The sequence below is a fragment of the Dongia sp. genome (assembly GCF_041906375.1).
Taxonomy (GTDB): Bacteria; Pseudomonadota; Alphaproteobacteria; order Dongiales; family Dongiaceae; genus Dongia.
Genome location: NZ_JAYRJJ010000004.1, coordinates 22,021 through 42,155, shown reverse-complemented (window position 1 = coordinate 42,155; position 20,135 = coordinate 22,021). Strand labels below are relative to the sequence as shown.

The 20,135-nt window shown below is 57.3% G+C and carries 21 protein-coding genes and 1 tRNA gene; 9 read left to right on the top strand and 13 right to left on the bottom strand.

What is annotated here, in order from left to right:
• Positions 1-142 precede the first annotated feature (142 nt).
• The gene (locus tag ACE3OA_RS14090) at positions 143-1,195 is read left to right on the top strand and encodes a hypothetical protein (RefSeq protein WP_374311725.1); all 1,053 of its coding nucleotides are present in this window, start codon (positions 143-145) and stop codon (positions 1,193-1,195) included.
• 26 nt (positions 1,196-1,221) lie between these two features.
• Here ACE3OA_RS14090 and ACE3OA_RS14085 read toward each other — a convergent pair whose 3' ends face one another.
• The 5 genes from ACE3OA_RS14085 to ACE3OA_RS14065 all read right to left on the bottom strand — a co-directional run bounded on the left by ACE3OA_RS14085 (position 1,222) and on the right by ACE3OA_RS14065 (position 7,938).
• A complete protein-coding gene (locus ACE3OA_RS14085; protein ID WP_374311723.1) occupies positions 1,222-2,040 on the bottom strand; it encodes a hypothetical protein in 819 nt (272 codons plus the stop codon).
• Between the two features lie 264 nt (positions 2,041-2,304).
• Positions 2,305-4,635, bottom strand: a complete 2,331-nt coding sequence (locus ACE3OA_RS14080; RefSeq protein WP_374311721.1) for a hypothetical protein — start codon at positions 4,633-4,635, stop codon at positions 2,305-2,307.
• Positions 4,632-6,164 (bottom strand): hypothetical protein, encoded by a 1,533-nt coding sequence (locus tag ACE3OA_RS14075; protein WP_374311719.1) that lies wholly within the window; start codon positions 6,162-6,164, stop codon positions 4,632-4,634. The genes ACE3OA_RS14080 and ACE3OA_RS14075 overlap by 4 nt, the downstream gene beginning before the upstream one ends.
• Before the next feature lie 440 nt (positions 6,165-6,604).
• Positions 6,605-7,351, bottom strand: coding sequence for a hypothetical protein (locus tag ACE3OA_RS14070; RefSeq protein WP_374311718.1), 747 nt, complete (start codon positions 7,349-7,351; stop codon positions 6,605-6,607).
• A gap of 29 nt (positions 7,352-7,380) precedes the next feature.
• A complete protein-coding gene (locus tag ACE3OA_RS14065; protein ID WP_374311716.1) occupies positions 7,381-7,938 on the bottom strand; it encodes a hypothetical protein in 558 nt (185 codons plus the stop codon).
• 195 nt (positions 7,939-8,133) lie between these two features.
• Between ACE3OA_RS14065 and ACE3OA_RS14060 the strand changes: the two genes are divergently transcribed.
• Positions 8,134-8,799 carry a hypothetical protein gene (locus ACE3OA_RS14060; RefSeq protein ID WP_374311714.1) on the top strand — a complete coding sequence of 222 codons (666 nt, stop codon included), beginning with the start codon at positions 8,134-8,136 and terminating at the stop codon, positions 8,797-8,799.
• Positions 8,800-8,813: 14 nt separating this feature from the next.
• Here the strand turns inward: ACE3OA_RS14060 and ACE3OA_RS14055 are convergent, their stop codons facing one another.
• Positions 8,814-9,089: a hypothetical protein gene (locus ACE3OA_RS14055; protein WP_374311712.1), complete on the bottom strand. Its 276-nt coding sequence runs from the start codon at positions 9,087-9,089 to the stop codon at positions 8,814-8,816.
• Between the two features lie 145 nt (positions 9,090-9,234).
• Between ACE3OA_RS14055 and ACE3OA_RS14050 the strand changes: the two genes are divergently transcribed.
• From ACE3OA_RS14050 to ACE3OA_RS14040, 3 genes are read left to right on the top strand one after another with little or no spacing between them, the layout of a single operon-like run.
• Positions 9,235-10,347, top strand: coding sequence for a helix-turn-helix domain-containing protein (locus ACE3OA_RS14050; protein WP_374311710.1), 1,113 nt, complete (start codon positions 9,235-9,237; stop codon positions 10,345-10,347).
• A 20-nt stretch (positions 10,348-10,367) separates the two neighbouring features.
• Entirely contained in the window at positions 10,368-10,655 is a 288-nt protein-coding gene (locus tag ACE3OA_RS14045) for a hypothetical protein (RefSeq protein WP_374311708.1), read from the top strand.
• Positions 10,656-10,665: 10 nt separating this feature from the next.
• Positions 10,666-10,965 carry a hypothetical protein gene (locus ACE3OA_RS14040; protein ID WP_374311706.1) on the top strand — a complete coding sequence of 100 codons (300 nt, stop codon included), beginning with the start codon at positions 10,666-10,668 and terminating at the stop codon, positions 10,963-10,965.
• Here ACE3OA_RS14040 and ACE3OA_RS14035 read toward each other — a convergent pair.
• The 5 genes from ACE3OA_RS14035 to ACE3OA_RS14015 all read right to left on the bottom strand — a co-directional run bounded on the left by ACE3OA_RS14035 (position 10,954) and on the right by ACE3OA_RS14015 (position 14,168).
• On the bottom strand, positions 10,954-11,328 hold the full coding sequence (locus tag ACE3OA_RS14035; protein ID WP_374311704.1) for a thermonuclease family protein: 375 nt from the start codon (positions 11,326-11,328) through the stop codon (positions 10,954-10,956). The genes ACE3OA_RS14040 and ACE3OA_RS14035 overlap by 12 nt on opposite strands.
• Before the next feature lie 119 nt (positions 11,329-11,447).
• Positions 11,448-11,801: a hypothetical protein gene (locus tag ACE3OA_RS14030; RefSeq protein WP_374311703.1), complete on the bottom strand. Its 354-nt coding sequence runs from the start codon at positions 11,799-11,801 to the stop codon at positions 11,448-11,450.
• A gap of 84 nt (positions 11,802-11,885) precedes the next feature.
• Positions 11,886-13,184 (bottom strand): tyrosine-type recombinase/integrase, encoded by a 1,299-nt coding sequence (locus ACE3OA_RS14025; RefSeq protein ID WP_374311701.1) that lies wholly within the window; start codon positions 13,182-13,184, stop codon positions 11,886-11,888.
• 112 nt (positions 13,185-13,296) lie between these two features.
• Positions 13,297-13,373 (bottom strand) — tRNA-Arg (locus ACE3OA_RS14020).
• Positions 13,374-13,454: 81 nt separating this feature from the next.
• Entirely contained in the window at positions 13,455-14,168 is a 714-nt protein-coding gene (locus ACE3OA_RS14015) for a carbonic anhydrase (protein WP_374311699.1), read from the bottom strand.
• Positions 14,169-14,229: 61 nt separating this feature from the next.
• Here ACE3OA_RS14015 and ACE3OA_RS14010 point away from each other — a divergent pair, with 61 nt between their 5' ends.
• Positions 14,230-14,502, top strand: a complete 273-nt coding sequence (locus ACE3OA_RS14010) for a DUF3572 domain-containing protein (RefSeq protein WP_374311697.1) — start codon at positions 14,230-14,232, stop codon at positions 14,500-14,502.
• A 36-nt stretch (positions 14,503-14,538) separates the two neighbouring features.
• Here ACE3OA_RS14010 and ACE3OA_RS14005 read toward each other — a convergent pair whose 3' ends face one another.
• Positions 14,539-15,513, bottom strand: coding sequence for an alpha/beta fold hydrolase (locus ACE3OA_RS14005; protein ID WP_374311695.1), 975 nt, complete (start codon positions 15,511-15,513; stop codon positions 14,539-14,541).
• Positions 15,510-16,481 (bottom strand): ABC transporter ATP-binding protein, encoded by a 972-nt coding sequence (locus ACE3OA_RS14000; RefSeq protein WP_374311693.1) that lies wholly within the window; start codon positions 16,479-16,481, stop codon positions 15,510-15,512. The genes ACE3OA_RS14005 and ACE3OA_RS14000 overlap by 4 nt, the downstream gene beginning before the upstream one ends.
• An 85-nt stretch (positions 16,482-16,566) precedes the next feature.
• Between ACE3OA_RS14000 and ACE3OA_RS13995 the strand changes: the two genes are divergently transcribed.
• The 3 genes from ACE3OA_RS13995 to ACE3OA_RS13985 are packed head-to-tail and all read left to right on the top strand — an operon-like array spanning position 16,567 to position 19,841.
• Positions 16,567-16,743: a zinc-finger domain-containing protein gene (locus ACE3OA_RS13995; protein ID WP_374311691.1), complete on the top strand. Its 177-nt coding sequence runs from the start codon at positions 16,567-16,569 to the stop codon at positions 16,741-16,743.
• A gap of 15 nt (positions 16,744-16,758) precedes the next feature.
• Positions 16,759-19,596 carry a DNA polymerase I gene (gene polA, locus ACE3OA_RS13990; protein ID WP_374311689.1) on the top strand — a complete coding sequence of 946 codons (2,838 nt, stop codon included), beginning with the start codon at positions 16,759-16,761 and terminating at the stop codon, positions 19,594-19,596.
• A complete protein-coding gene (locus ACE3OA_RS13985) occupies positions 19,593-19,841 on the top strand; it encodes a hypothetical protein (RefSeq protein WP_374311687.1) in 249 nt (82 codons plus the stop codon). The genes polA and ACE3OA_RS13985 overlap by 4 nt, the downstream gene beginning before the upstream one ends.
• The last annotated feature ends 294 nt before the right edge of the window (positions 19,842-20,135 follow it).

The window sequence follows — 20,135 nt, the reverse complement described above, 5'->3', positions numbered from 1 at the left end:
CTTGGACACACAGGCGGCGGCTGACAAGATTGTGACCACGGTAGTGATAGTGGACGAATAGAGAACTCAGGTGAGGCGGCGCTCGAGTATCAACGCAGCCATGAGTGAACATTTAGCGACATAACCTGGGGAGAAGCATCAAGTGGCCCGCGACCCCAACGACGATCAGAGACGCGACCGAATTAGGCGTCAAAGAGAAGGCGCCATCCAGATGCGGATAGGCGAGGCAGATGAGGGCGGGATCGTCGCAATGATTCCTCTTGGCCACTTCCTGTACACCGTGAAAGAACGCGCAATATATCGATTTCAGGAAGCAGATCGTATCGACCCTGAGCGCACTAATCCGGATATACCCCATGTCCAGCAACGCGTCGTTACAGCGGGGAGTGAATCGATCATTGTCTCCAAGACCTTTCTGACAGGATACAAGCTGCTTAGTCCGCATTACTTCAATTGTGGAGTAGACCTTCTGGGAACCCTGCAGAAGACACTCGATTTGGCTCTTCTCCTTCTTTCTGCCAAGGAGGTCGCCGATGCATTGGAGAGAGATCAAACTGCTGCACTAGCACAGAGACCGCAACGATTTGGGAACGTTGCAAATGTCCCAGCCGTTGGACATGTTGTTGAACGCGCAAACACTTTCGTGCAGAAAATGGCCCTAGCTGTGCAAGGGGTCTATGACATGGTCGTCGCCTTCTATGGCGTAGAAGCGATAGAAGCGAATAAGCCGCGCAATGTTAGAGGCGCATATTTTGACGGCTTCTCGAATTTGATTAGAACAAAGATCGAGCCAAACGATCCAATGTTGGAAGTAATCGATAGCATTGTTGGCTTTTCAAAAATGGTGCGAAATATTAGGCACTGCATCGAACATCAATCCGACACCCAGCGTCTCAATGTTACCGATTTCTCAATATCTCCAGACGGCGCAATTTTGGTGCCCCAGTTTCAGATCGTTCATCCAGAGATTGACCCGGAAACGACTTCAATGCTGGGTGCATTTGCTCAGTTTGTCGATACTCTTGCGGAGCTATCTGAAACAACACTTGCACTAATTTGTGGGTTGGAGTGCGTGCAGGAGTTTGCTGGGGCACCGATTGGGGTAGCTGCTTGGCCGAGACGTTGGCACGATATGCCGCACGTCCAGTATGGTTACGTGGTCGAACATAATGGGGATTGGACCCCGCTCGGTTAGACGAGGTGCTAACAAGTGCAGGGGGCTTAGATCTGTATTTCCTCAGCGCGTACTAGCCATTCAGGTCTTACAATCTCATAGAATACGAGACCTAGGTCCTCTTCCTGTGTGCCTGAGCTGAACTCCGGGAAAAACTGCTTCCACGCCCAGTGTCCAATCAGCTTTCGAATAAGATCAAAGGGCTCGCCATTTCGAATGGCAGCGAATTTATTGGCGTAAGCGATCATCCTATCGACGGCGACATCTCCAGGCATCTCGAAGGTCAGCAGGTACGGTGTCGTTCCCCGCTTCATGATATCGGCCCTGCCCTGAGCAGTCAGAAGCTGAATAAAGCGCTGGTCAAATTCAGCGCCGTAGACGAGGTAGTGATTGAAGCCATGGGTCACCCCGCCACGCGAGATTGTGAGATGAACCTGTCCGGCACGGACCTTTTGGTGGTGCTTGTTGAGGAATTCATGGAGCGCGGGCTCAAATCGCAATCGAAGCTGGTTCCAGTCAGGATGCTCCTGCAAAACGCGCTTGGTGCGGTTGACACGGTCCTGGATCGTGGTTGGCACAAGACCCTTCTGCTGGATGCTGTTAAGCTCATCGGGGAAGAGTCGTGTTCCGTGATAAGCGCGAAACGGACGCTCGCATAGCCAGCTCTCAACAGCGCCATACAGGCGCTTTTTGTCCACTCTGATGTTGCGTATCACCAGGTCTCGCGCGTCTTCGATATATTCAGGCGGCGTTGACTGGCTCTGCATGATAGCCTCGATCGGAACAATTCCAGAGAGTGTCTCGCTAAGAAACGGATTCCAGTCGTCGATTGAATCAAAGTCAAAAAAGGGTAGGACGGCGGTCAATCGTTTCTCCTCGGAGGCCTATCGCAATTGGGATTTACGTATGTTTCGTCCACTCAAACCATTCCAACACAATCCGCGGCAACCTCCGAAGCGGAATGAGAGCTCTCTGCCCCAAGAGCACTGTCTGTGCGTCCGTGAACCGCGATACCTTCATGTCTTTCATTGATCCTAGCATGTGAAGTGGCAGCGGAGAACGCTACCTCAAAACGACTCTACTTGCCCGAGGGTAGAACAGTGCCAGAGAAGAGAAAATAATCGCGAACATCAATTGGCCGAAAATCTCAATCGATCCGCAAATCTCATATTGAGTTGCACGCGTATCTGATTGAAATACTCTCGATCAATGTCAGCTAGGTCCAAGATCGACTGGGTTTGAGCGATCAGCGATGCCATGAGGCGTTCGAGCGGGACTCTCAAGGCCCTAGCCTTCTTGTTCGACACAACAGCGGCATGTGCTGCTTTCGCGGCCCAGTTTGATAGAGCCAAATATTCGATGACACGATTCTGTTCGGCTTCGTCGTTTTCGACGGCGAGATTCTGCAGGGCGCGGGAGACACCAAAATGCTGCTGGAGTAAGCGGCCTATGAGTCGTGGCCAGTCATGCCCGTCCGTAGTATATACGGGTAGGATCTGTGAGGCGAAGTATGATCCTGAAAGCGGCTGGGCATGACTCAATATGATCTGCATTAGCGCACGTAGCCGGACCATTTCGGAGGTCGAAATCCGCTCATGGATTAGCACCTTCGACCGCATCTCGAAGGCGGTGACCGCCTCTTGGAACTTCTTGGCGGTCGCTAGCGTCTGTGATCGTGCACCTATCGGGCGCGGTGCCTCGGGATCGTTATCGCGTTTCCTGTGTTCGTCGTCCTCCAGCTGAGGCTCCGTGGTTCTGAAATCGACGGCACCGTTTGTCTGTATGTCCTTTTCTTCGATTTCGGCCAATTCGGGGCCGACGAGACCTATCATACGGTTGAGGCAATGGCTCACGAAGTTAGTCGCTCGGTCACGGTTGCTGTTGAGGTAGAGACCTATTGGCTTTCCCCGTGCATTTGCCAATGTACGCGCACGAATAAAGTCTTCGTAGGGAAGGACCGCATAGTCGCGGACAGCTTCCTCATGCACCTGCGGAGTGGCCTTGGGGAGGGGCTGGGACGAAAGCTCCTCGTCTTCAATAGACTCAAGCTGGTTGAGCGCTTCGATTAAGTCCAAATCCTCATGGATCACCTCTGCCAGCATGTCCATCAGTCGCTTCTTTCGGCCCTTCTGAGGTGGGAGCGTCGTTATAGCTAGGCAATCCAAATCTACGACCTGTATCGGGGCAGAGGTGGTCCCGTCCGCGCATGTTAGCACGCCATATTTGGGGCGCGGGCTCGTCGGCGGAATAGAAAGTACGGAGGAATTTGCACCACCTATTTCCATGGGCATAAGTGTGTCGCCGTCGCGGTCATAAAGCTGGACGGAAATGGGACTTGCTGGTGATCTCTTCGGGCCAGACCACGTCACTATCCCTCTCTGTAGGGTAAGCAGTCCGCCATCGACGGATAGTTCTGGCGTCTCTACCTCTTCGAATATCTCTTCGAGCCGGGCGAGTTGCTCTTTTTCGAAGGGGTAACTCGGGTAGTCCGATAAGCCCAACGCGTCCAATGCAGTGCCGCGTGTGGCGCGCCTATAAATGGCAGCTTCCGCGTTGCCGCCGCGTGAAGGCCCCATCAGCGCAGGGAAAGTGCAGTTCATGCTGCCGGAAACAACATGATCGAATGCCTCACCCAACGCGATAATCAGCTTCGCGTGTAGGAATCTTCCGGTGGTGCCGAAGCTGATGTCGAATAGCGTGATGTCGGAAAATCGCGAAAGCTGGTCTGCCGGGAAACCATTTTCGTCGCCTTTAATCAGAACATCTATGGCTGGATCACCTAAGCCTGCCTTGAGGTGAGCAACTCCCTCCAGTTTGGAGTCCCAATATGGAGAAACGACGATGAGGCGCCCAATAGGATCGTCGCCAACGCATGCGATAATCTGATTAAGTAAGCTAATGTCGAGGCGGTCGAATAGCAGGTTGAGTGGTTCCGTGCCCTCCGTACTGAATGAGGGATTGAACATGCTGTCGCGAAGCCATGGAGATGATCGCAGTGCACGTTGTAAACTCGTCGTGAACCATTGATCCTCTGCCGGAACGTACCGCCGCAGGTAGGTGAGTACGGATATAAAGAACTTGGCGTTCTCTGGCGTTTCGGCCGACCAGGTGATGGTGGCAACCTGTTCTTTGTTGCCACCCAACCCAAGGGCAGTAAGGTTCGCAGACCCCACCATCAGCCGTGCTTTGGTTTCGCCCAGTAGCATAGTGATCTTTGGATGAAATGCACCTGGTGCAACGGTCTTTATGAGGTGGTAACTCGTGCCTGCGAAGCGTGGCGGGCCAAAATCCGAGAACGCCTGATTGACCATACCCGTGTCCGCCAGAACGACGATGTTCCTGCATCCCGCCCCGCGCAATTTCGGGAAAGGGATATCTTCGAACGCGAGCGATCCGAACGCGTAGGTCGTCATGAAGGCAGAGTGAAACCCACCCTCGCCGAAAGTCTCAAAATACTTCATGCCGTCGCCAGTTCCGCTCTGCCTATAGCCGTCACGCCGCCGTCATCGATCAGGCTAATGTCGCGGAGAAAGCGAAGCGCCTGATCTAGCCGCGGGCTGCTTGGTGAAATGCGGATCGGCGCGCGATAGCGCAGATTGCCTTCCTCCGGCTCCATGTGAAAGGTGTAGGCTTTTTGATTCCGAAACTTTCGGGAGGCGACCCATAAATGTCTCTTTAGAATCCTTTCCCGGATCAAATCCGATATCACCGCCGTTGCATCGGTGGTGCGGTTACGATCAAGAAAATCAGTTTCGGTTCGTAGCGACTGAAAGTAATCGTGAGCGCTAAGGGTGATTTCTACTAAAGCGAAATCTGTCGCCGCCGTGTCAGCTAGAATAGCGATCAGCGATATCGCGTTTCGCACTTGCTCACTGGTCTCGCCCGCGCCCATTGCGTCCAACATGGCGGTGGCATGGTGACGGGCAGAGGAGGTTTGCGCTTTTGCATTGACCGTAGTCGAAAAATTGTCCCAACTTTCACCTCTAGTGGTCTCAACAGTGTCTGCCAGTTGTCTCGTTAGCTCGCCAAGTGGCATTCGATGGCGAGGGGCCGCGTCGATCGTCGTGAGAGCGGCTGAGAGGATGACCTCGTAGGCCAGCCTCATCAGGTCGCAGGCTTGATAAAGGAACCACAAGCGCGGAACCTGATCTTGCTCGGCGGCATCCTTGGTAGGCACGTTTTCGAACCAATGCCACTTTACAGCTTCGGCGCTCGGCACGGCATCGAGCGCTTCGGAGATCTTAAGTAGCATCTTGAGCGTACTTTGCCGCATTTGTGCGGTATGGCTGCGCGGATCTGATAAGCCCAGCAGGACCTCCTTAAGCAGTAAATGTTCACGGCTTCCGGGCTGGAGATTTGAAGGTTTTATTGCGACGAACGAGCCGAGCTCGGCGACTGGGACTTTTCCTTCCTCTACGACCTCAAAGAATCGGCTGTCTTTGTCTCCCAGCCCGGATGCAAGCGCGTCTGCCAGACGAAGTCCGACATCGGAACATACCGGGTTTGGATTTGGCTGGCCTGGGTCGGGAAAATGAATGAGACCCATCTCCGACATCTGCGTCGAGTAGATCGCGCCAAACGCGCCGCCCTTGTTCTTCAGATACCGTAAGCTCTCGTCCGCATCGGCATCGGCTCCAATCGAGAAATCTATGATCCCGTGATCGTCGGCTTCGGCGAGTATTTTGTTGGCCCAATCCGATCCAGTGATGCCAAGCTCGGGTTCTCCATGCGTACAAATCAGGGCGAATAACGCCTCGCATCGACGTTGGAATTTCCTGAACACCGCCGGGTCGGGATGCCGGATATTGTTCTCGTAGTGCCTTAGGATATACGGGAAAAATGAATAGTAGCGATAGCGAAGCGTGATGGTGCTGATGCCGGGAACGAGAGATTGGTAAATGACCTCTATTGGACGCTGCATGCCGAGAGGATCAAGTCCGCTGTCCTGGCCTAGTTCGGTCCATTCCGGAAAACCTTGCCCCAGGTCCATTCTTAGCCCTCCAAGCGCTCACAATGAAGCCGATATCCTCGAAAATAGAAGAAGACAATTTTACTACATCTATAAGAAGTTGGGCATGCCGCACAAGTTCTGTTTGGAGCTTCTCCTCGGCGTAACAGCCGCGAGAGTGTGCCCAATGCAGGGGTGTCTATGCACGATGCCAGCGCGACGACCGCTTTCAATCAGCCAGTGGGCGCGATTGGCCGTCATACTTCCGGTATACGCAAGTTCTAGAAGGCATTGGTATCACCCGAGATCTGGTGAATTGATATCGCCCTCTCTCAGGGATAGGCCTCCATATCGGTGAGGCGAGTCAGCTCGCTGGGCGTCGAATATTCTCCGACGCTGGGCCGCGCCAACTCACGAACATGAAAAGTGAGGGAAAAGTCAGCAGTCTTGCCGCTTCGTGGCGGTGACCTGTCGCTAGGCGGCTACGCCGTATCGGTTGGTTTAGGCCTCTTCGCGCGCGGCTTTGGGAAAGGATTCGGTCTAATGAGGCTCAGTGAGGCTGGAAACTTCTGCCAGAACTCCCTGATGGCTGCTCCAATTGCGACAAGCTGACTCTGGGTCAAACTCAGGAAGGTATGATCGGCGAGAAGCGTCAGTATCTCTTTCTCATGCACGTCTTCGTCGTGAAATGTGCCTCTCAGATACTGCGGATAACGTTCGGCTAGTTCATCGAAAGATGTTCCCTTGCCGTGCTTGAAGACATTCATGATGAGACGTGCAGCGTCAAGCAGCGGAAAGAATGGTTCACTTCGAACATCCCAAGCAAATTGATTCAACCAGTTCATTAGAGTGTCAAAATCAACCTGCCAGACAACGACGCCCTCATCCGTCGAGATCGAATGATTGTGGCGAAGTTCAAGTTCGACGTGTTCCCGCACGTTCCGATCCCATTCGTGATAGATGCCTGCCAAGGCTCCCATCATTAAGTTGAACATGAGACCTTGAAGTAGATCGTATTGTGCGGCGGAGTTGTCCTGGACAAGCTCAGCAATCTGAGAGCCGTCCACCCCCTCGCCCCAAGGCATCGTCTGTAGCCGATCCCATTCGCGGTCAGGAAATTCTTCCGCTTGCTGCGCAATGTCGGCAAACTGGGACAGTAAGCGAACACGGGTCTGTTCAACCAAGAAATCGTGGCGTTCGATCAGATACTCCCGATAAGGCTGGTACATCGGTTCCCCGGGCTTTGCGACCAAGCGGTCTAGACCATTGCCAGAATGTCATCGATCCCATGGGGCAGAGCAAGCGCAAGAAATCTCGCTGCTCCCCTTCGGGCGTCCGGCGCGGCTCGGTGAGGATGCGGGAATGCCTGGTTGATCTGCTCGGTCATACTTTGCGCCCGGTCCGGAGTTAATTTTGACAGCGCGGCGGCCGCTTTTTCAAGCTGTCGTGAATCATGAAGGCTAAATGTCTGCTTGACCCCGGTGTCGTGGAACAACTGCTTCAGCCAGGTCCCGTCCATTTCGGGGTTATCACTCAGCATCTGCTTCCCACTGCTCAGTTCATTGATCCGCCGGGCCGCATCGGCTGCATCGATACCGTGATCACGTAGCTCTTGCGGCAGAATGCCATGCATCGATTCTGATGCGAGGCTCCAGTCCCCCCACTGCTTCATCGGTCGAATAAGAAAGCTCTGCGATTTCAAATCCGCGCCAGTCCACCCGAATTCGCACGGCCAACTCTTTACGCTCAGTGAACTCGCTTCCAAATCAATCCACAAATAATTCGGGAACAGCCCCATAAAATTAATCTTGGTCAACTCTATCCTCTCGCTCCTGACGCCCTTCTGTACTAGCGGATTCTAGTACAGCAGAGGCTACCGGGGAGCCCCCCATCAGGCGATTTTCGTCGGACAATTTTGGGCGTTTTGTCTCTTGCAAGGATTGCCCTGATTTTGATTAGCAGGCGAGGATTTCACGCTGCGTTGACTATAGAAATCAGAGGAGGGCTCTTCATGAGTAGTCTTAGATCAGCGGCATCGGTCATTGGTACAGCAATCAAGTCGGCCGTCAAAGCAATCGGCTATGCGGTAAAGAAAATCGGCAAAGCGAGTGTCGGCGCTGTGAGGCTTGCCGGGCGCTCTGCCTTAGCTACCGCGCGAGTGGGCTACCGCACGGCATCCGTGGCTACGCGTATCGCCGCCAACATGGCGCACAGCTTGATCGATCTCTTCGGCCGTGGCAGCCCAGAGCTTCCGGAAGCACCGGAAAGCCAAGTGTTTTCACCCACAGAAGAATGGCTTGCTGAAATGGAAGAATCGCACCTCGACCACGAACTCGGCGAGGTCGATAAGTTAGTCGATGATGATCCACGGGCCATCGTCTACTCCTACATGGTAGCCCCGGATGATGCCGCGCGCCGCAAAATCGACCTCTCTTTGCTTCCTGATGATGTGCGGAGCTGGGCTTGCAGGATGATCGAGCCTGAGCGTCTGCTGGTTCGTCGCGCTGGCTGTGAGCGTATGCTGGCCCACCTTGATGGAACGAAAATGATTAAGGGCGTCAGGAAGTTGACCCCGCGTAAAGCTGTGATCGATTTCACGCAGCGGAAGTCGTCGGACAGCTATTCGATGGCCGATGATTTCGGAGGTCCTGGTACAGAGATGAGGCTGGCGCTGTAATCAAGAGGTTGTGATCAAGCGTTGCGGAAAACGTCCAGCTCAAACTGGGCGTTTTTCAATCGTGCACGCAAAGTACGATTGTCGGCCATGGCGCGGGCAAGAGCGCGTTCGGCGCGGATGGCGCGCTGCTTCTGGGCATCGAGCGCGCGGGACCAACGCTGCACGGTGCCGAGGGCGCGCTGATGCTGGACACTGGCATCAACCGCTTTCGAAGCGACGATGCCCAGGCCCACCATACCACCCGCAACCATTCCGGTGCCGAATCCTTCGTATCCCATGCCGTGACTCATATCGTGATCTCCCGTGGTATCCGATGATGGGATACATGTGGATTCAGGAACACGGATCTCAAGCGATCGTTGCGAAAAATGTGGTCTGGGGTCAGGATTTCGCTTACAAATTGCGATGGATCTTATGTGATCTGGGCAAGGGACCATGCTGGCTATCATCGCAACGAGTGCGGGTGTAAAGCGGCGCTCGCGAATCCGATCAAAGTTGCTCAGCACTCAGTCCGTCGTCGCCGCGCTTTCGCGTCAGGATGGAGGTCTAAAAATGGGCAAGCGGGATCGTTGGACAGAAGACGACGTGGATGGCTTGGCTTCCGAAGAACCAGACGTATTTGATCGAAAGAGTGGCCTTCTCTATGACGACCTGAATAAGCTCCGATCCACCTTGGGGAAGGCAGTTTCAGCATTCGCCAACTCGGGTGGCGGATCGCTCGTGTTAGGCGTCGAGGACAACGGTGTGCCGGATGGTCTACCGAAGCAGCATGGTAAGACCGCCATGCGGGACTGGATCGAGCAGATCGTCCCGACCCTTGTCGATTACCCGCTGTCAGATTTTAGGGTTCACACAGTGATCCCGAAGACACCTTCAAGAATTCCAGTTGACAAAGTCGTCATTGTTGTCGATGTCGGCGACAGCGCTATGGCACCGCATCAGTCAAAGTCAGACAGTCTATATTATCATCGCGAAGGAGGGCGCTCCGTTCCCGCTAAGCATTTCTATTTGGAACTTCTGCGGCAGCGGTTAACAAATCCCGTGCTGAAAGCGGAGCTAATGGACGTAATTCCGTTGCGATTTAGTCAGTACAACGGTGGCCTTTTTTTTCAAGCTAAACTCAAGTTTCACATTGACAATGTTGGGCATTTTGCCGCGCATGTCTGGCAGATGATACTGCGGGAGATTGATCACCCGACGCCTGGATATTATCAACTTCACGAAGGTGATTTCTATTTCGACAAGTCCAGCTATCCCGTTCATCCGCACTCGTCGGGTGGCATTCGTATCGACTCTACTATCTTGCCTGGCATGAAGTTCCGCGAAGAGAAAGACATCGCGTGGACGTTAAGGATGGAGCAATCTAACCGATTGGCCCTTCGAGAAGAACTCGAAAACAAGGTCACAAAATTGAGGCTCACATATCAGATCGCAACCGAAAATTCTCCTGGAGAGAGAATAGAGTTCTTTCTTGATCCTGCCTTCGACATTTCACGAGCAATCAATGCCGCATACTCAAGCTGCCCCGAGTTTTTCGTCGACGGATAATTGGCGTATATGGAAATCCTATGAGCCAGAGATCAAAGCCAGAGGATGAGAAAAAGTGGACAGGCTGGGATATCGCCACAGCCATCTTGGGCGTGCTGATTTTGATCAGCCTCGTGATGAATGGCGTGCCTTGGCTCTACAACAACATTTTCCATTTTTCGGAAATGCAGGCTCAGCGCGATAAGGAGAACACGGAACGGGAAAACCGACGAATCATGCGTGCGATTGCGGAGACAAAGCTGAGGTGTGAAATCAACCAGTGCAATCGCGGCGCTCTATGTGACTTCAACTGCAACCTTGTTGAATAGGGGATGTGCAATGAGCAAGACCGGACGCTATATCGGTGGTCACACCCTAGTCGGTCCGGCAAACTCAAGCTGGTTCTCCAAGGGTTCCACGACAAAAAAGAAAGCCAAATCGAAGAAGGCCAATCCCCGAGTTGCCGTGAGCGTGTTGCCCAGCCCAGTGAAGCTGATCACAAAAGAGGAAATGGAGCAGGCACTCTTGCAGCGGGAAGCCGACAAAGCTGCGTGGAATGCTGAGAGCGCACGCAGAGAAGAGAAGAAGAAAGCTGCGCGGGCAGAGAAGCGAGCAGCCCGAAAGAGGCTAGCAAAGTGATCGACTGGCCTGCCGCCAGTCCCAGGGCGGCACAAGTTCACCGCTCCAGAGGCCAGCCCTAGCTGACCGCGCCCGATCCTCTTCATCGACGTAATCCCGGCTATATTTCTGGTAGGCCACAGCCCACCCGGCTGACACCAACCAGCCGTTGATATCGGTCCCATCGACCCAGCACACCGCCACCGCTCGGCCATATCGATCCGTGTCTCGAACTATGCAATCGACCTCCCGGCCATTGATGGATTCAATCAGCGCACGGGTCGCCGTTTGGCCGCAAGCATAGCGCTGGCCGTCGGCGGAGGTGCAGGGTTGATCTCTCTCCGGCGAGTCGATGCCGTAGAGGCGGATGCGGGTGCCTGTCACGCGGATGGTATCGGCGCCGATGATTCCGGGCCTGCCGACAATGTTGACGGGGTCGGATAGGGCAGGGGTGGCTATAGCGAGGAGTAGGGTGAAGGCGGCCAGCGACAGCGCGCATCCTCTCAATTTGAATACTCTGGATCGTAGCTTGGTATCCAGTGTGCTCCAATGAGGATCACAATCGCTGCAATTAACACTGTCATGAGAATGCAGAAAGTTAGTTGGTTATCATGAAAGGTTAGTCTGTCGTCCGCCTCCTCAGGTATCCAGAGTCCTCGACTACTGCCGATAACCGCAACCACCAAGACATAGAACATGCCGAGAGCGACTGCATGGATTCCCCAGTACTGAACAAAGTGCCACAGTCCTTCAAATGGCTGGGCGTCGTCGTCGATATCGTGGCGAACGTATGTCACCGCAAGACTAGTTATAGTGAAGAGAGCGCGCAGTCTGTTGGTCTGGCTTAAGGCACCCATGGAAGCATCCTGAAGAGAATGTAGCAATTTGCGGCATCTAGCGTGGCTGACAAAGGATCGCAACAATTGGCCGCTATTCCGATCCTATTCCGCCGCTCTATTCTTCCGCATGGCTTCAATTTTAGCCTGAGCCTCGGCGATCTCCCTCTCAAGTCGGGCTTCGATTGCCAATTCGTCCTTGGCCAGTAACCCGGCTTTCTTGCGCTCTTCGAGGCTCTTCAGGGTGTTCGCCAGCACCTTCGTGTCCGGATTCACATATCGTTCGACCGAACGGGAATCTGCGTGACCCGTGACACCCATAATTTCCAGAACGGTATGTCCATTCTCACCCATGTAGGACGGCAACTCGTGACGTTGGTCATGGAAACGATAGCGCTCCAACCCGAGCTTTTCCCGTGCTCGGTTGAACGCTGATTTCAATGCATCTTTCGTGATCGGAAAGACGCGCTTATCACCCTCAATTCGCGGGACCTTATTGAGGATCTCGATGGCCCTTGGTGAAAGGGGGGCGAGGTGATCTCGGACTACATCGGGATTCTTTGAATTCTTGATGTCTCGCCACAGGACCTGTTCCTTGGGGATATTCACATCCGGCCATTCGAGCTTCAGGAGTGACCCGCGCCGTCCTGTCGATACTCGGGCGAACTCAACCACGGCGACGATGTATGGGTTCTTTGACTTCGCAAGCTCTGCCAAGAGTGCGGCCGCCTCCTCTTCGGTAATTCGTTCCCTTCGCTGATCGTTGTACGCAGGCCTGGGAACATCTTTCACAGGATTGTTCTGCAATCCTAGCTTTTTCCGATATTGCTCAAAAACTCGCTCAAGCAAGGTCAACTCGCGATCTAGCGTAGAGAGGGTGATGAGCTTCGGTGGCTTCGGCGGTCGCTTCGGCTTTGCGGCATTGGCGCGAGGCGTGCCGTCCTTCCTGAGTTTAGGCTTGTAATCCAGTTGCGGTTTATACTGCCCACGACCGCCCGGCTTGCCGCGCTCAACATGCTCAGTGGTCCGCCTTTCCGACCACTTGATAAAGTGCTCATCGCGAAGATGAGCGCATGCGGTCGAACAGATATCGGTCTCGACGCGAAGGAATCGATTCAGACGGGAGGTTTCGGCTGCCCTAGATTCCTCTCCCCGGCGCTTGGCTGTCACCTCTTTCAGGTAGCTCTTGATGAGGTCACCATATGTCGTCTCTAAGGCCCTTGAGCTATCGACCCAAGTCCCGCGCTTCATAGCCATCTCGGTTTCGTCGGCCCAAGCTTTAGCAAGCTTGTAAGTCTCAAACGTCCGGGTCAGGTGTGGCCAGCCCTTCAGGCGAATCTGCGCCCGCCACTGGAATGGGATTGGTTTTCCATCTGCGTCGAGCCGCTGTTTAATCGTCGCCATCACATCACTCCTGATTTCAAAGTGAGTGTGCCAAAATTGTGCCAATAAATCGTAAAGCGGCCCTGAATTAACAGAGCCGATTTACTAACCAACTGATTCTGTTGGGAAAATTTGGCGCACCCGATACGATTCGAACGTACGACCTTTGCCTTCGGAGGGCAACGCTCTATCCAGCTGAGCTACGGGTGCATGCCGTCTTGGATGGGGCGGAACATAGCTGCGGGGCGGCCAGAGGGCAAGTGCCAGGGTGGGCAAATTGGGGGCGAGGGGTCAATCGTGACTGCAGCCGCCGAAGGCGTCCAGGGCATGGCGGCGCAGGGCGCTCACGGGTTCGACCGGTTCGAGGACCCGCTGGTCGATCGTCGGCAGCGCGTCGCGCTCCTCGACCGAGGAGAGGGTGGGGCCGAGATCGCGCAGGAGCCCGTCATGGATGCCGTAGATCCAGCCATGGAGGTGCAAGGTCTGGCCGCGATCCCAGGCCTGTTCGATGATCGGTGTTGCGGCGATGCGGCGGACCTGCATCTCGACATTGATCTCGCACATCCGGTCGATCTTCTGCACCGGGTCGGCGATCTGGTCGAACACCGCATGATGCTTGCGGTAGAGCATCGAAATGGGCTGCAGCCAATGATCCACCATGGCGCCCCGCTCATGTGTCAGCGCCCGCTGGATGCCACCGCAGGCATAATGTCCGCAGACGATGACATGAGCGACCTGGAGGTAGTCGACGGCGAATTCCAGGACCGAGAGCAGGTTGAGGTCGGAGGTGTGGACCACATTGGCGATGTTGCGGTGGACGAAGACTTCGCCGGGGTCGAGGCGCAGGACATCATTGGCGGTGACGCGGCTGTCGGAGCAGCCAAGCCACAGATAGCGCGGCGCCTGCTGCTCGGCCATGCGACGGAAGAAGTCGGGATCGTCCCGGGTCTTCTGCTGCGCCCAGATGACATTCTGATCGAAAAGATGGTCCAGCGAGCGCGTCATGGAACGAGTTTGGCTGATTGGCGGGCGGCTGGCAATCGGTGCTATAATAAGCATTATGCTGTTGAAAACACCCAAATCACCGCCGCCCGATCCGGAGACCCTCGGCTTGCAGGCGCTGGCCTTCCTGACGGCCGATGACGATCGGTTGAGCCGGTTCCTCAGCCTCACCGGGCTCGATGGCGGGGCGCTGCGGCAGATCGCGCACGACCCCCACGGCTTGGGCGCCGTGCTCGATTACCTGCTGGGCTTCGAGCCGCTGCTGCTGGAATTCGCGGCCGAGATCGCCGTCGATCCGGCGGTCATCGCCAGCCAGCGGCGCCAGCTCCCCGCCTGAAGTCTTCTGGCCTGAAGCTTTTCCAGCCCGTTTTTTTCAGGGTGCCTTATCGGCGCCCGATGGCAGGTTGGCTGCCGGGTCGCGGATCCAGGCGGCGATGTCGTCGTAAAGCACCCGCGCCTGCAGGTCGCGCAGCATCATGTGATGGCTCTGCGGATAGAGGGCGAGGCGGCCTTGCTCCGGCGGTAGCTTGGGCAGGCTGCCGATGAAGCTGGCGACTGAGTCCGAGGTGAGGATGTCCTCGCGATCGCCGAACATGATCAGCCAGCGCGGATTGCCGGTGAGCTTGGCGCCGGCATCGAAGGCTTCGGTCATCAGTTCGACCAGGCCGAAGGCGGTGTCGACGCGGGTCGCCTTGATGATCTTCGGATCGCGCCACATCTGGCGCAGCATGTAGTGATTGTTCGAGGCCTCACGGTAGACGCCGTTGGGCTGCACGGCCACCCGCGGCATCACCGCCATCGCAAAATCCATGACGGCGCGGTTGAGGCTGCTCTGCGTCTGCCAGCCCCAGATCGCGGGGGCGGCGAGGATGATGCCGTCGACCGGCATGTCGGCATGGCGCGTGACGGCGGCAAGCATGACAGCCGCCCCCATGCTTTCGCCCAGCAGATAGACCGGCTTGTCCGGATGCGCTGCCTTCGCCAGTCTGGCGGCGGTGGCGAGATCGTCGATCATCTGGTCGGTGCTTGACCACAGCCCGCGTTGCGGCGCGCCGCCGAAACCACGCTGGTCGAAGGCATAGAGGGCAAAGCCCCGGCGCGCGAGGCCCTTGCCCGGCGCGTCAAAGGCGCGGTTGTAATCGTTGAAGCCATGCAGGCCGATGATCGAGGCCTCGAGCGGCTTGTCCCAGGGCAGCCAGATGCGCAGCGGCAGATCGGCGCCGTCGGCGGTGTGGAAGGCTTTGTCGGTGAAATGCGGCGTGTCGACCGGCGGGCCGATCTCCTGCCATTGCGACGTGCAGGCCGCCAGCAGGACGAGCAGGATGAGGCTGGCGAAAAGCCGCTTCATGCCGATTGGGGCTGGCGCCTGGTGAGTTCGAGGAAGATGTCCTCGAGATCGGATTCGACGGTCGAGAGGTCGGCGATTTCCAGATCCGTGCTGCGGATCGCATCGAGAATGGCGCCGACCTTGGCCTGGCTCGGCCGGTAATGCAGCTTCAGGCGGCGCGGCCCCAGCAATTGCGGCTCGAACTCGGCAAGCGCTGACGGAATCGCCGCGATATCGGCCGACAAGGTCAACACGACTTCCTTGCGGTCCAGGCGATTGACCAGGGTCGCCGTGGGTTCGCAGGCGATCACCTTGCCATGGTTGATGATGGCGATGTTGTCGCAGAGCTCCTCGGCTTCCTCGAGATAATGGGTGGTGAGGAGCACGGTGACACCGGCCTTGTTGAGTTCGCGCACATAGGCCCAGAGCTGTTGCCGGAGTTCCACGTCGACGCCGGCGGTGGGCTCGTCCAGCACCAGTACCGGCGGATTGTGCACCATGGCCTTGGCCACCATCAGGCGCCGCCGCATGCCGCCCGAGAGTGTGCGCGCATAGGAATTGGCCTTGTCGCCGAGCGAGAGCGCTTCCAGGAGTTCCATGCTGCGCCGTTCTGCCTTGGGCACGCCATACATGCCGGCCTGCAGATCGAGGAGATCCTTCGGCGTGAAGAAGGGGTCGATGTTGAGCTCCTGCGGCACCACGCCGATCGCGGCCGCGGCATGCCGCGGATCGGCATCGAGGTCGATGTCCCAGATCTTGACCGACCCTTCCGTCTTCCTGACCAGCTGCGCCAGGATGTTGATCAGCGTCGACTTGCCGGCACCGTTGGGCCCGAGCAGGCCGAAGATGCCGCCCCTGGGAATGGCGAGGTCGACATGGTCGAGCGCCAGCTTCGGTGCCCGGTTGGCCTTGTTGCCGGCATAGATCTTCACCAGCCCCTTGATCGAGACGGCGAGGTCGGGGAGCGCGGTGTTTTGCTGGGCGGGCATGATTTGCTGTCGCGGGATTGATTCAACCGTCCCGCCTGCCTATCATTGCGGCATGTGAAGCGTCAATCTCGAGCCGAGTAACCCTATGAAATCTATTGAAACCCAGGTCGTCACCGAAACCCGCATCGCCTGCGACGGCGGGGGTGACCCGTCCGGCCATCCCCGGGTCTTCCTCAATCTGGGGAAAGACGGCCATGCCGAGTGCCCCTATTGCGGCAAGAAATTCGTGCTCAAAGAGGGTGCCGCTGCAGGCGCGCATTGAGCGCGTGACCGCCTGATGTCAGCCGCAGCGCCCAAGAAGCCGGACCACGTCTATCTCATCGACGGCTCGGGCTATATCTTCCGAGCCTTCCATGCCTTGCCGCCCCTGACCCGCAGCGACGGCACGCCGGTGAATGCGGTGCTGGGTTTCAGCAACATGCTGCTGAAGCTCATCGAGGATTCCGACGCCGAATATATCGCCGTCATCTTCGACGCCGGCAGGAAGACGTTCCGCAACGAGATCTATGCGGAGTACAAGGCGCACCGGCCGGAAGCGCCGCCGGAGCTCATTCCCCAATTCGCCCTCATCCGCGAAGCGACGCGCGCCTTCAACGTGCCCGCGATCGAGATGCCGGGCTTCGAGGCCGACGATCTGCTGGCGACCTATGCGACGCAAGCGGCGGCGCAGGGGCATGAGGTCACCATCGTATCCTCCGACAAGGACCTGATGCAGCTGGTCAGCGATCATATCGCGCTCTATGACCCGATGAAGAACCGCAAGATCGGGCGTGCCGAGGTGATCGAGAAGTTCGGCGTGGGGCCGGAGAAGGTGATCGACATCCAGTCGCTCGCCGGCGATTCCTCGGACAATGTGCCGGGCGTGCCGGGGATCGGCCTCAAGACCGCAGCGGAACTCATCACCACTTATGGCGATCTCGATACGCTGCTGGCGCGCGCGACTGAGATCAAGCAGCCCAAGCGGCGCGAGAATCTGTTGGGCAATGCCGAGATGGCGCGCATCAGCCGCGACCTCGTCACTCTGAGGCGCGACGTGCCGGTCGAGGTGCCGCTCAGCGATTTCGCCAAGCGCGCGATCGACGGCGCTGCCATGGATTTCCTGGTCAAGAACGAGTTCCGTACGCTGGCGGCCAAATTGAATGCGCGTCTCGGCGAAGCGGCGATCAAATCGGCCCGGACCAGCACGGCGCCGTCGCCTGCCGGCGATAATGAAGCGCCGGCCGCTGCGCCATCGCAAGGTGCCGTGCCGACCTTCACCGCCAAGATCGGCGACGGTTACGAACTGGTGCAGGAAGTGGCCGCGCTGGAAAAATGGGTGGCGACTGCCCACAAGGTCGGGTCGGTGGCGTTCGACATCGAAACCACCTCGCTCAACGTCAATGAGGCAAAGCTCGTTGGCGTGTCCCTGGCGACGGAAGCGGGCCATGCCTGCTATGTGCCGCTGGGTCATGTCGGCAGGACGGGCGATCTGCTCGGTGGCGGCGCCGAGGCGCCCAAGCAGATCGTCCTGGCCCGTGCGCTCGATATCCTGAAGCCGCTGCTGGAAGACCCGGCGGTGCTGAAGATCGGGCACAACATCAAATACGACATGGCTGTGATGGCGCGTTACGGCGTCGATGTGGCGCCCATCGACGATTCCATGCTGATCTCCTATGTGCTGGAGGGCGGCGCCCATGGCCATGGCATGGACGAGCTTTCGGAACTGCATCTCGGCCACAGCACCATCAAGTTCAACGACGTGGCGGGCAGCGGCAAGTCGCAGGTCACGTTCGATCATGTGCCGCTCGACAAGGCGCTTGCTTATGCGGCCGAGGATGCCGACGTTACCTGGCGCCTGCATGGCACCTTGAAGCCGCGCCTCATTGCCGAAGGGTTGATGACGATCTATGAAACCATCGAACGGCCGCTCATTCCGGTGGTGGCGCAGATGGAGCGCGACGGCGTCAAGATCGATGCGCAGGAACTGTCGCGCCTCTCCCAGGATTTCGCCAAGCGCATGGGCGAGATCGAACGCGAGATCCACGCCATCGCCGGGACCGAATTCAATGTCGGCTCGCCCAAGCAACTTGGCGAAATCCTCTTTGACCAGTTGAAGCTGCCCGGCGGCAAGAAGGGCAAGACCGGCGCCTATGCGACCGGCGCCGACGTGCTGGAGGAACTCACCGTCACCTCGGGCCATCCGCTGCCGCAGAAGATTCTCGACTGGCGTCAGCTCTCGAAGCTGAAGAGCACCTATACCGACGCGCTGCCGCTGGCGATCAACCCGGAGACGGGGCGAGTGCATACGTCCTTCGCATTGGCCGCCACCTCGACCGGGCGCCTCGCCTCGACCGATCCCAATCTGCAGAACATCCCCATTCGCACCGAAGAGGGGCGCAAGATTCGGCGCGCCTTCGTGGCGGAGCCGGGCAACATCCTGCTCTCGGTCGATTACAGCCAGATCGAGTTGCGCCTCGCTGCCGAAATGGCCGAAATCGAACCGCTGAAACAGGCCTTCCGCGAAGGCGCCGACATTCATGCGATGACGGCAAGCCAGGTTTTCGGTGTGCCCATCGAAGGCATGGACCCGATGGTGCGCCGGCAGGCAAAGGCCATCAATTTCGGCATCATCTACGGCATCTCGGCCTTCGGCCTTGCGCAGCAGCTCAGCATTCCGCAAGGCGAGGCCAAGGCCTATATCGAGGCCTATTTCAAACGCTATCCCGGCATTCGCGACTATATGGAGCGGATGAAGAAGTTCGCGCGCGAGAAGGGCTATGTCGAAACGCTGTTCGGCCGGCGCTGCCATGTGCCGGGCATCAACGACAAGAATCCGGCCAGGCGTTCCTTCATGGAGCGCGCAGCGATCAACGCACCGCTGCAGGGAACGGCCGCCGACATCATCAAGCGTGCCATGATCCGCATGCCCGCGGCTTTTGCCGAGGCAGGATTGAAGGGCCGCATGCTCCTCCAGGTGCATGACGAACTCCTCTTCGAAGTGCCCTTGGCCGAGAAGGACGAGTCAGCCCGCGTCGCCCGCGCGGTGATGGAGAGCGCGCATCTGCCCGCACGCGAGATTTCGGTCCCGCTGATTGCCGACGCCGGTACCGGTCCAAACTGGGCGGAGGCGCATTGATCGGGGTCATCGACCTGTTGATCATTCTGTCGGCGGCGCTTTCCGCCTGGTTCTGGTGGAAGGCGAGCGGCCGCAGGCTACGTCGCGTCGAGCGAAACGAAGAACTCGATTCACGCGATCTCAATCGCATCATCGTCGCGATCAACCGCTCGCAGATCCTCAATGCGCGGGCGGCCATCTCCACCGCGGTGTCGGCGGCACTGATTGCACTGCATTACCTGATGAGCTTTCTCGGCCTTCTTTAACGGGCAACCGTCTCCATCCACACATCTGTCATCGCTCGGGGCAGCTATGGTCGGCGTTTTACCCGCACCGATGCGGTTGCGTCGGGATTTCCTGCCCGGCCAGGGATCGGCTTGTCCCAACCGTTCCGGGGGATCGCGTGTCCGTGGCGATCCGCAGGGGCGCCCGTGTCCATGGGGCGCCGCAGGGGACATGTTTGGCCGCCCAACGTCCAGGCGGGACCGCTTCACCCATTGCGGCCGGGGAGCCGGGTCATGCGCGACCGGCCGGAACGGGCGCCCCAAAGGGCACCGGAA

Bases quoted from the DNA above. Each gene is read 5' to 3' on its own strand.
- ACE3OA_RS14080 (WP_374311721.1), bottom strand. From the start codon at position 4,635: ATGAAGTATTTTGAGACTTTCGGCGAGGGTGGGTTTCACTCTGCCTTC.
- ACE3OA_RS14075 (WP_374311719.1), bottom strand. From the start codon at position 6,164: ATGGACCTGGGGCAAGGTTTTCCGGAATGGACCGAACTAGGCCAGGAC.
- ACE3OA_RS14070 (WP_374311718.1), bottom strand. From the start codon at position 7,351: ATGTACCAGCCTTATCGGGAGTATCTGATCGAACGCCACGATTTCTTG.
- ACE3OA_RS14060 (WP_374311714.1), top strand. From the start codon at position 8,134: ATGAGTAGTCTTAGATCAGCGGCATCGGTCATTGGTACAGCAATCAAG.
- ACE3OA_RS14055 (WP_374311712.1), bottom strand. From the start codon at position 9,089: ATGAGTCACGGCATGGGATACGAAGGATTCGGCACCGGAATGGTTGCG.
- ACE3OA_RS14050 (WP_374311710.1), top strand. From the start codon at position 9,235: ATGCTGGCTATCATCGCAACGAGTGCGGGTGTAAAGCGGCGCTCGCGA.
- ACE3OA_RS14045 (WP_374311708.1), top strand. From the start codon at position 10,368: ATGAGCCAGAGATCAAAGCCAGAGGATGAGAAAAAGTGGACAGGCTGG.
- ACE3OA_RS14040 (WP_374311706.1), top strand. From the start codon at position 10,666: ATGAGCAAGACCGGACGCTATATCGGTGGTCACACCCTAGTCGGTCCG.
- ACE3OA_RS14030 (WP_374311703.1), bottom strand. From the start codon at position 11,801: ATGGGTGCCTTAAGCCAGACCAACAGACTGCGCGCTCTCTTCACTATA.
- ACE3OA_RS14025 (WP_374311701.1), bottom strand. From the start codon at position 13,184: ATGGCGACGATTAAACAGCGGCTCGACGCAGATGGAAAACCAATCCCA.
- ACE3OA_RS14015 (WP_374311699.1), bottom strand. From the start codon at position 14,168: ATGACGCGCTCGCTGGACCATCTTTTCGATCAGAATGTCATCTGGGCG.
- ACE3OA_RS14005 (WP_374311695.1), bottom strand. From the start codon at position 15,513: ATGAAGCGGCTTTTCGCCAGCCTCATCCTGCTCGTCCTGCTGGCGGCC.
- ACE3OA_RS14000 (WP_374311693.1), bottom strand. From the start codon at position 16,481: ATGCCCGCCCAGCAAAACACCGCGCTCCCCGACCTCGCCGTCTCGATC.
- ACE3OA_RS13995 (WP_374311691.1), top strand. From the start codon at position 16,567: ATGAAATCTATTGAAACCCAGGTCGTCACCGAAACCCGCATCGCCTGC.
- polA (WP_374311689.1), top strand. From the start codon at position 16,759: ATGTCAGCCGCAGCGCCCAAGAAGCCGGACCACGTCTATCTCATCGAC.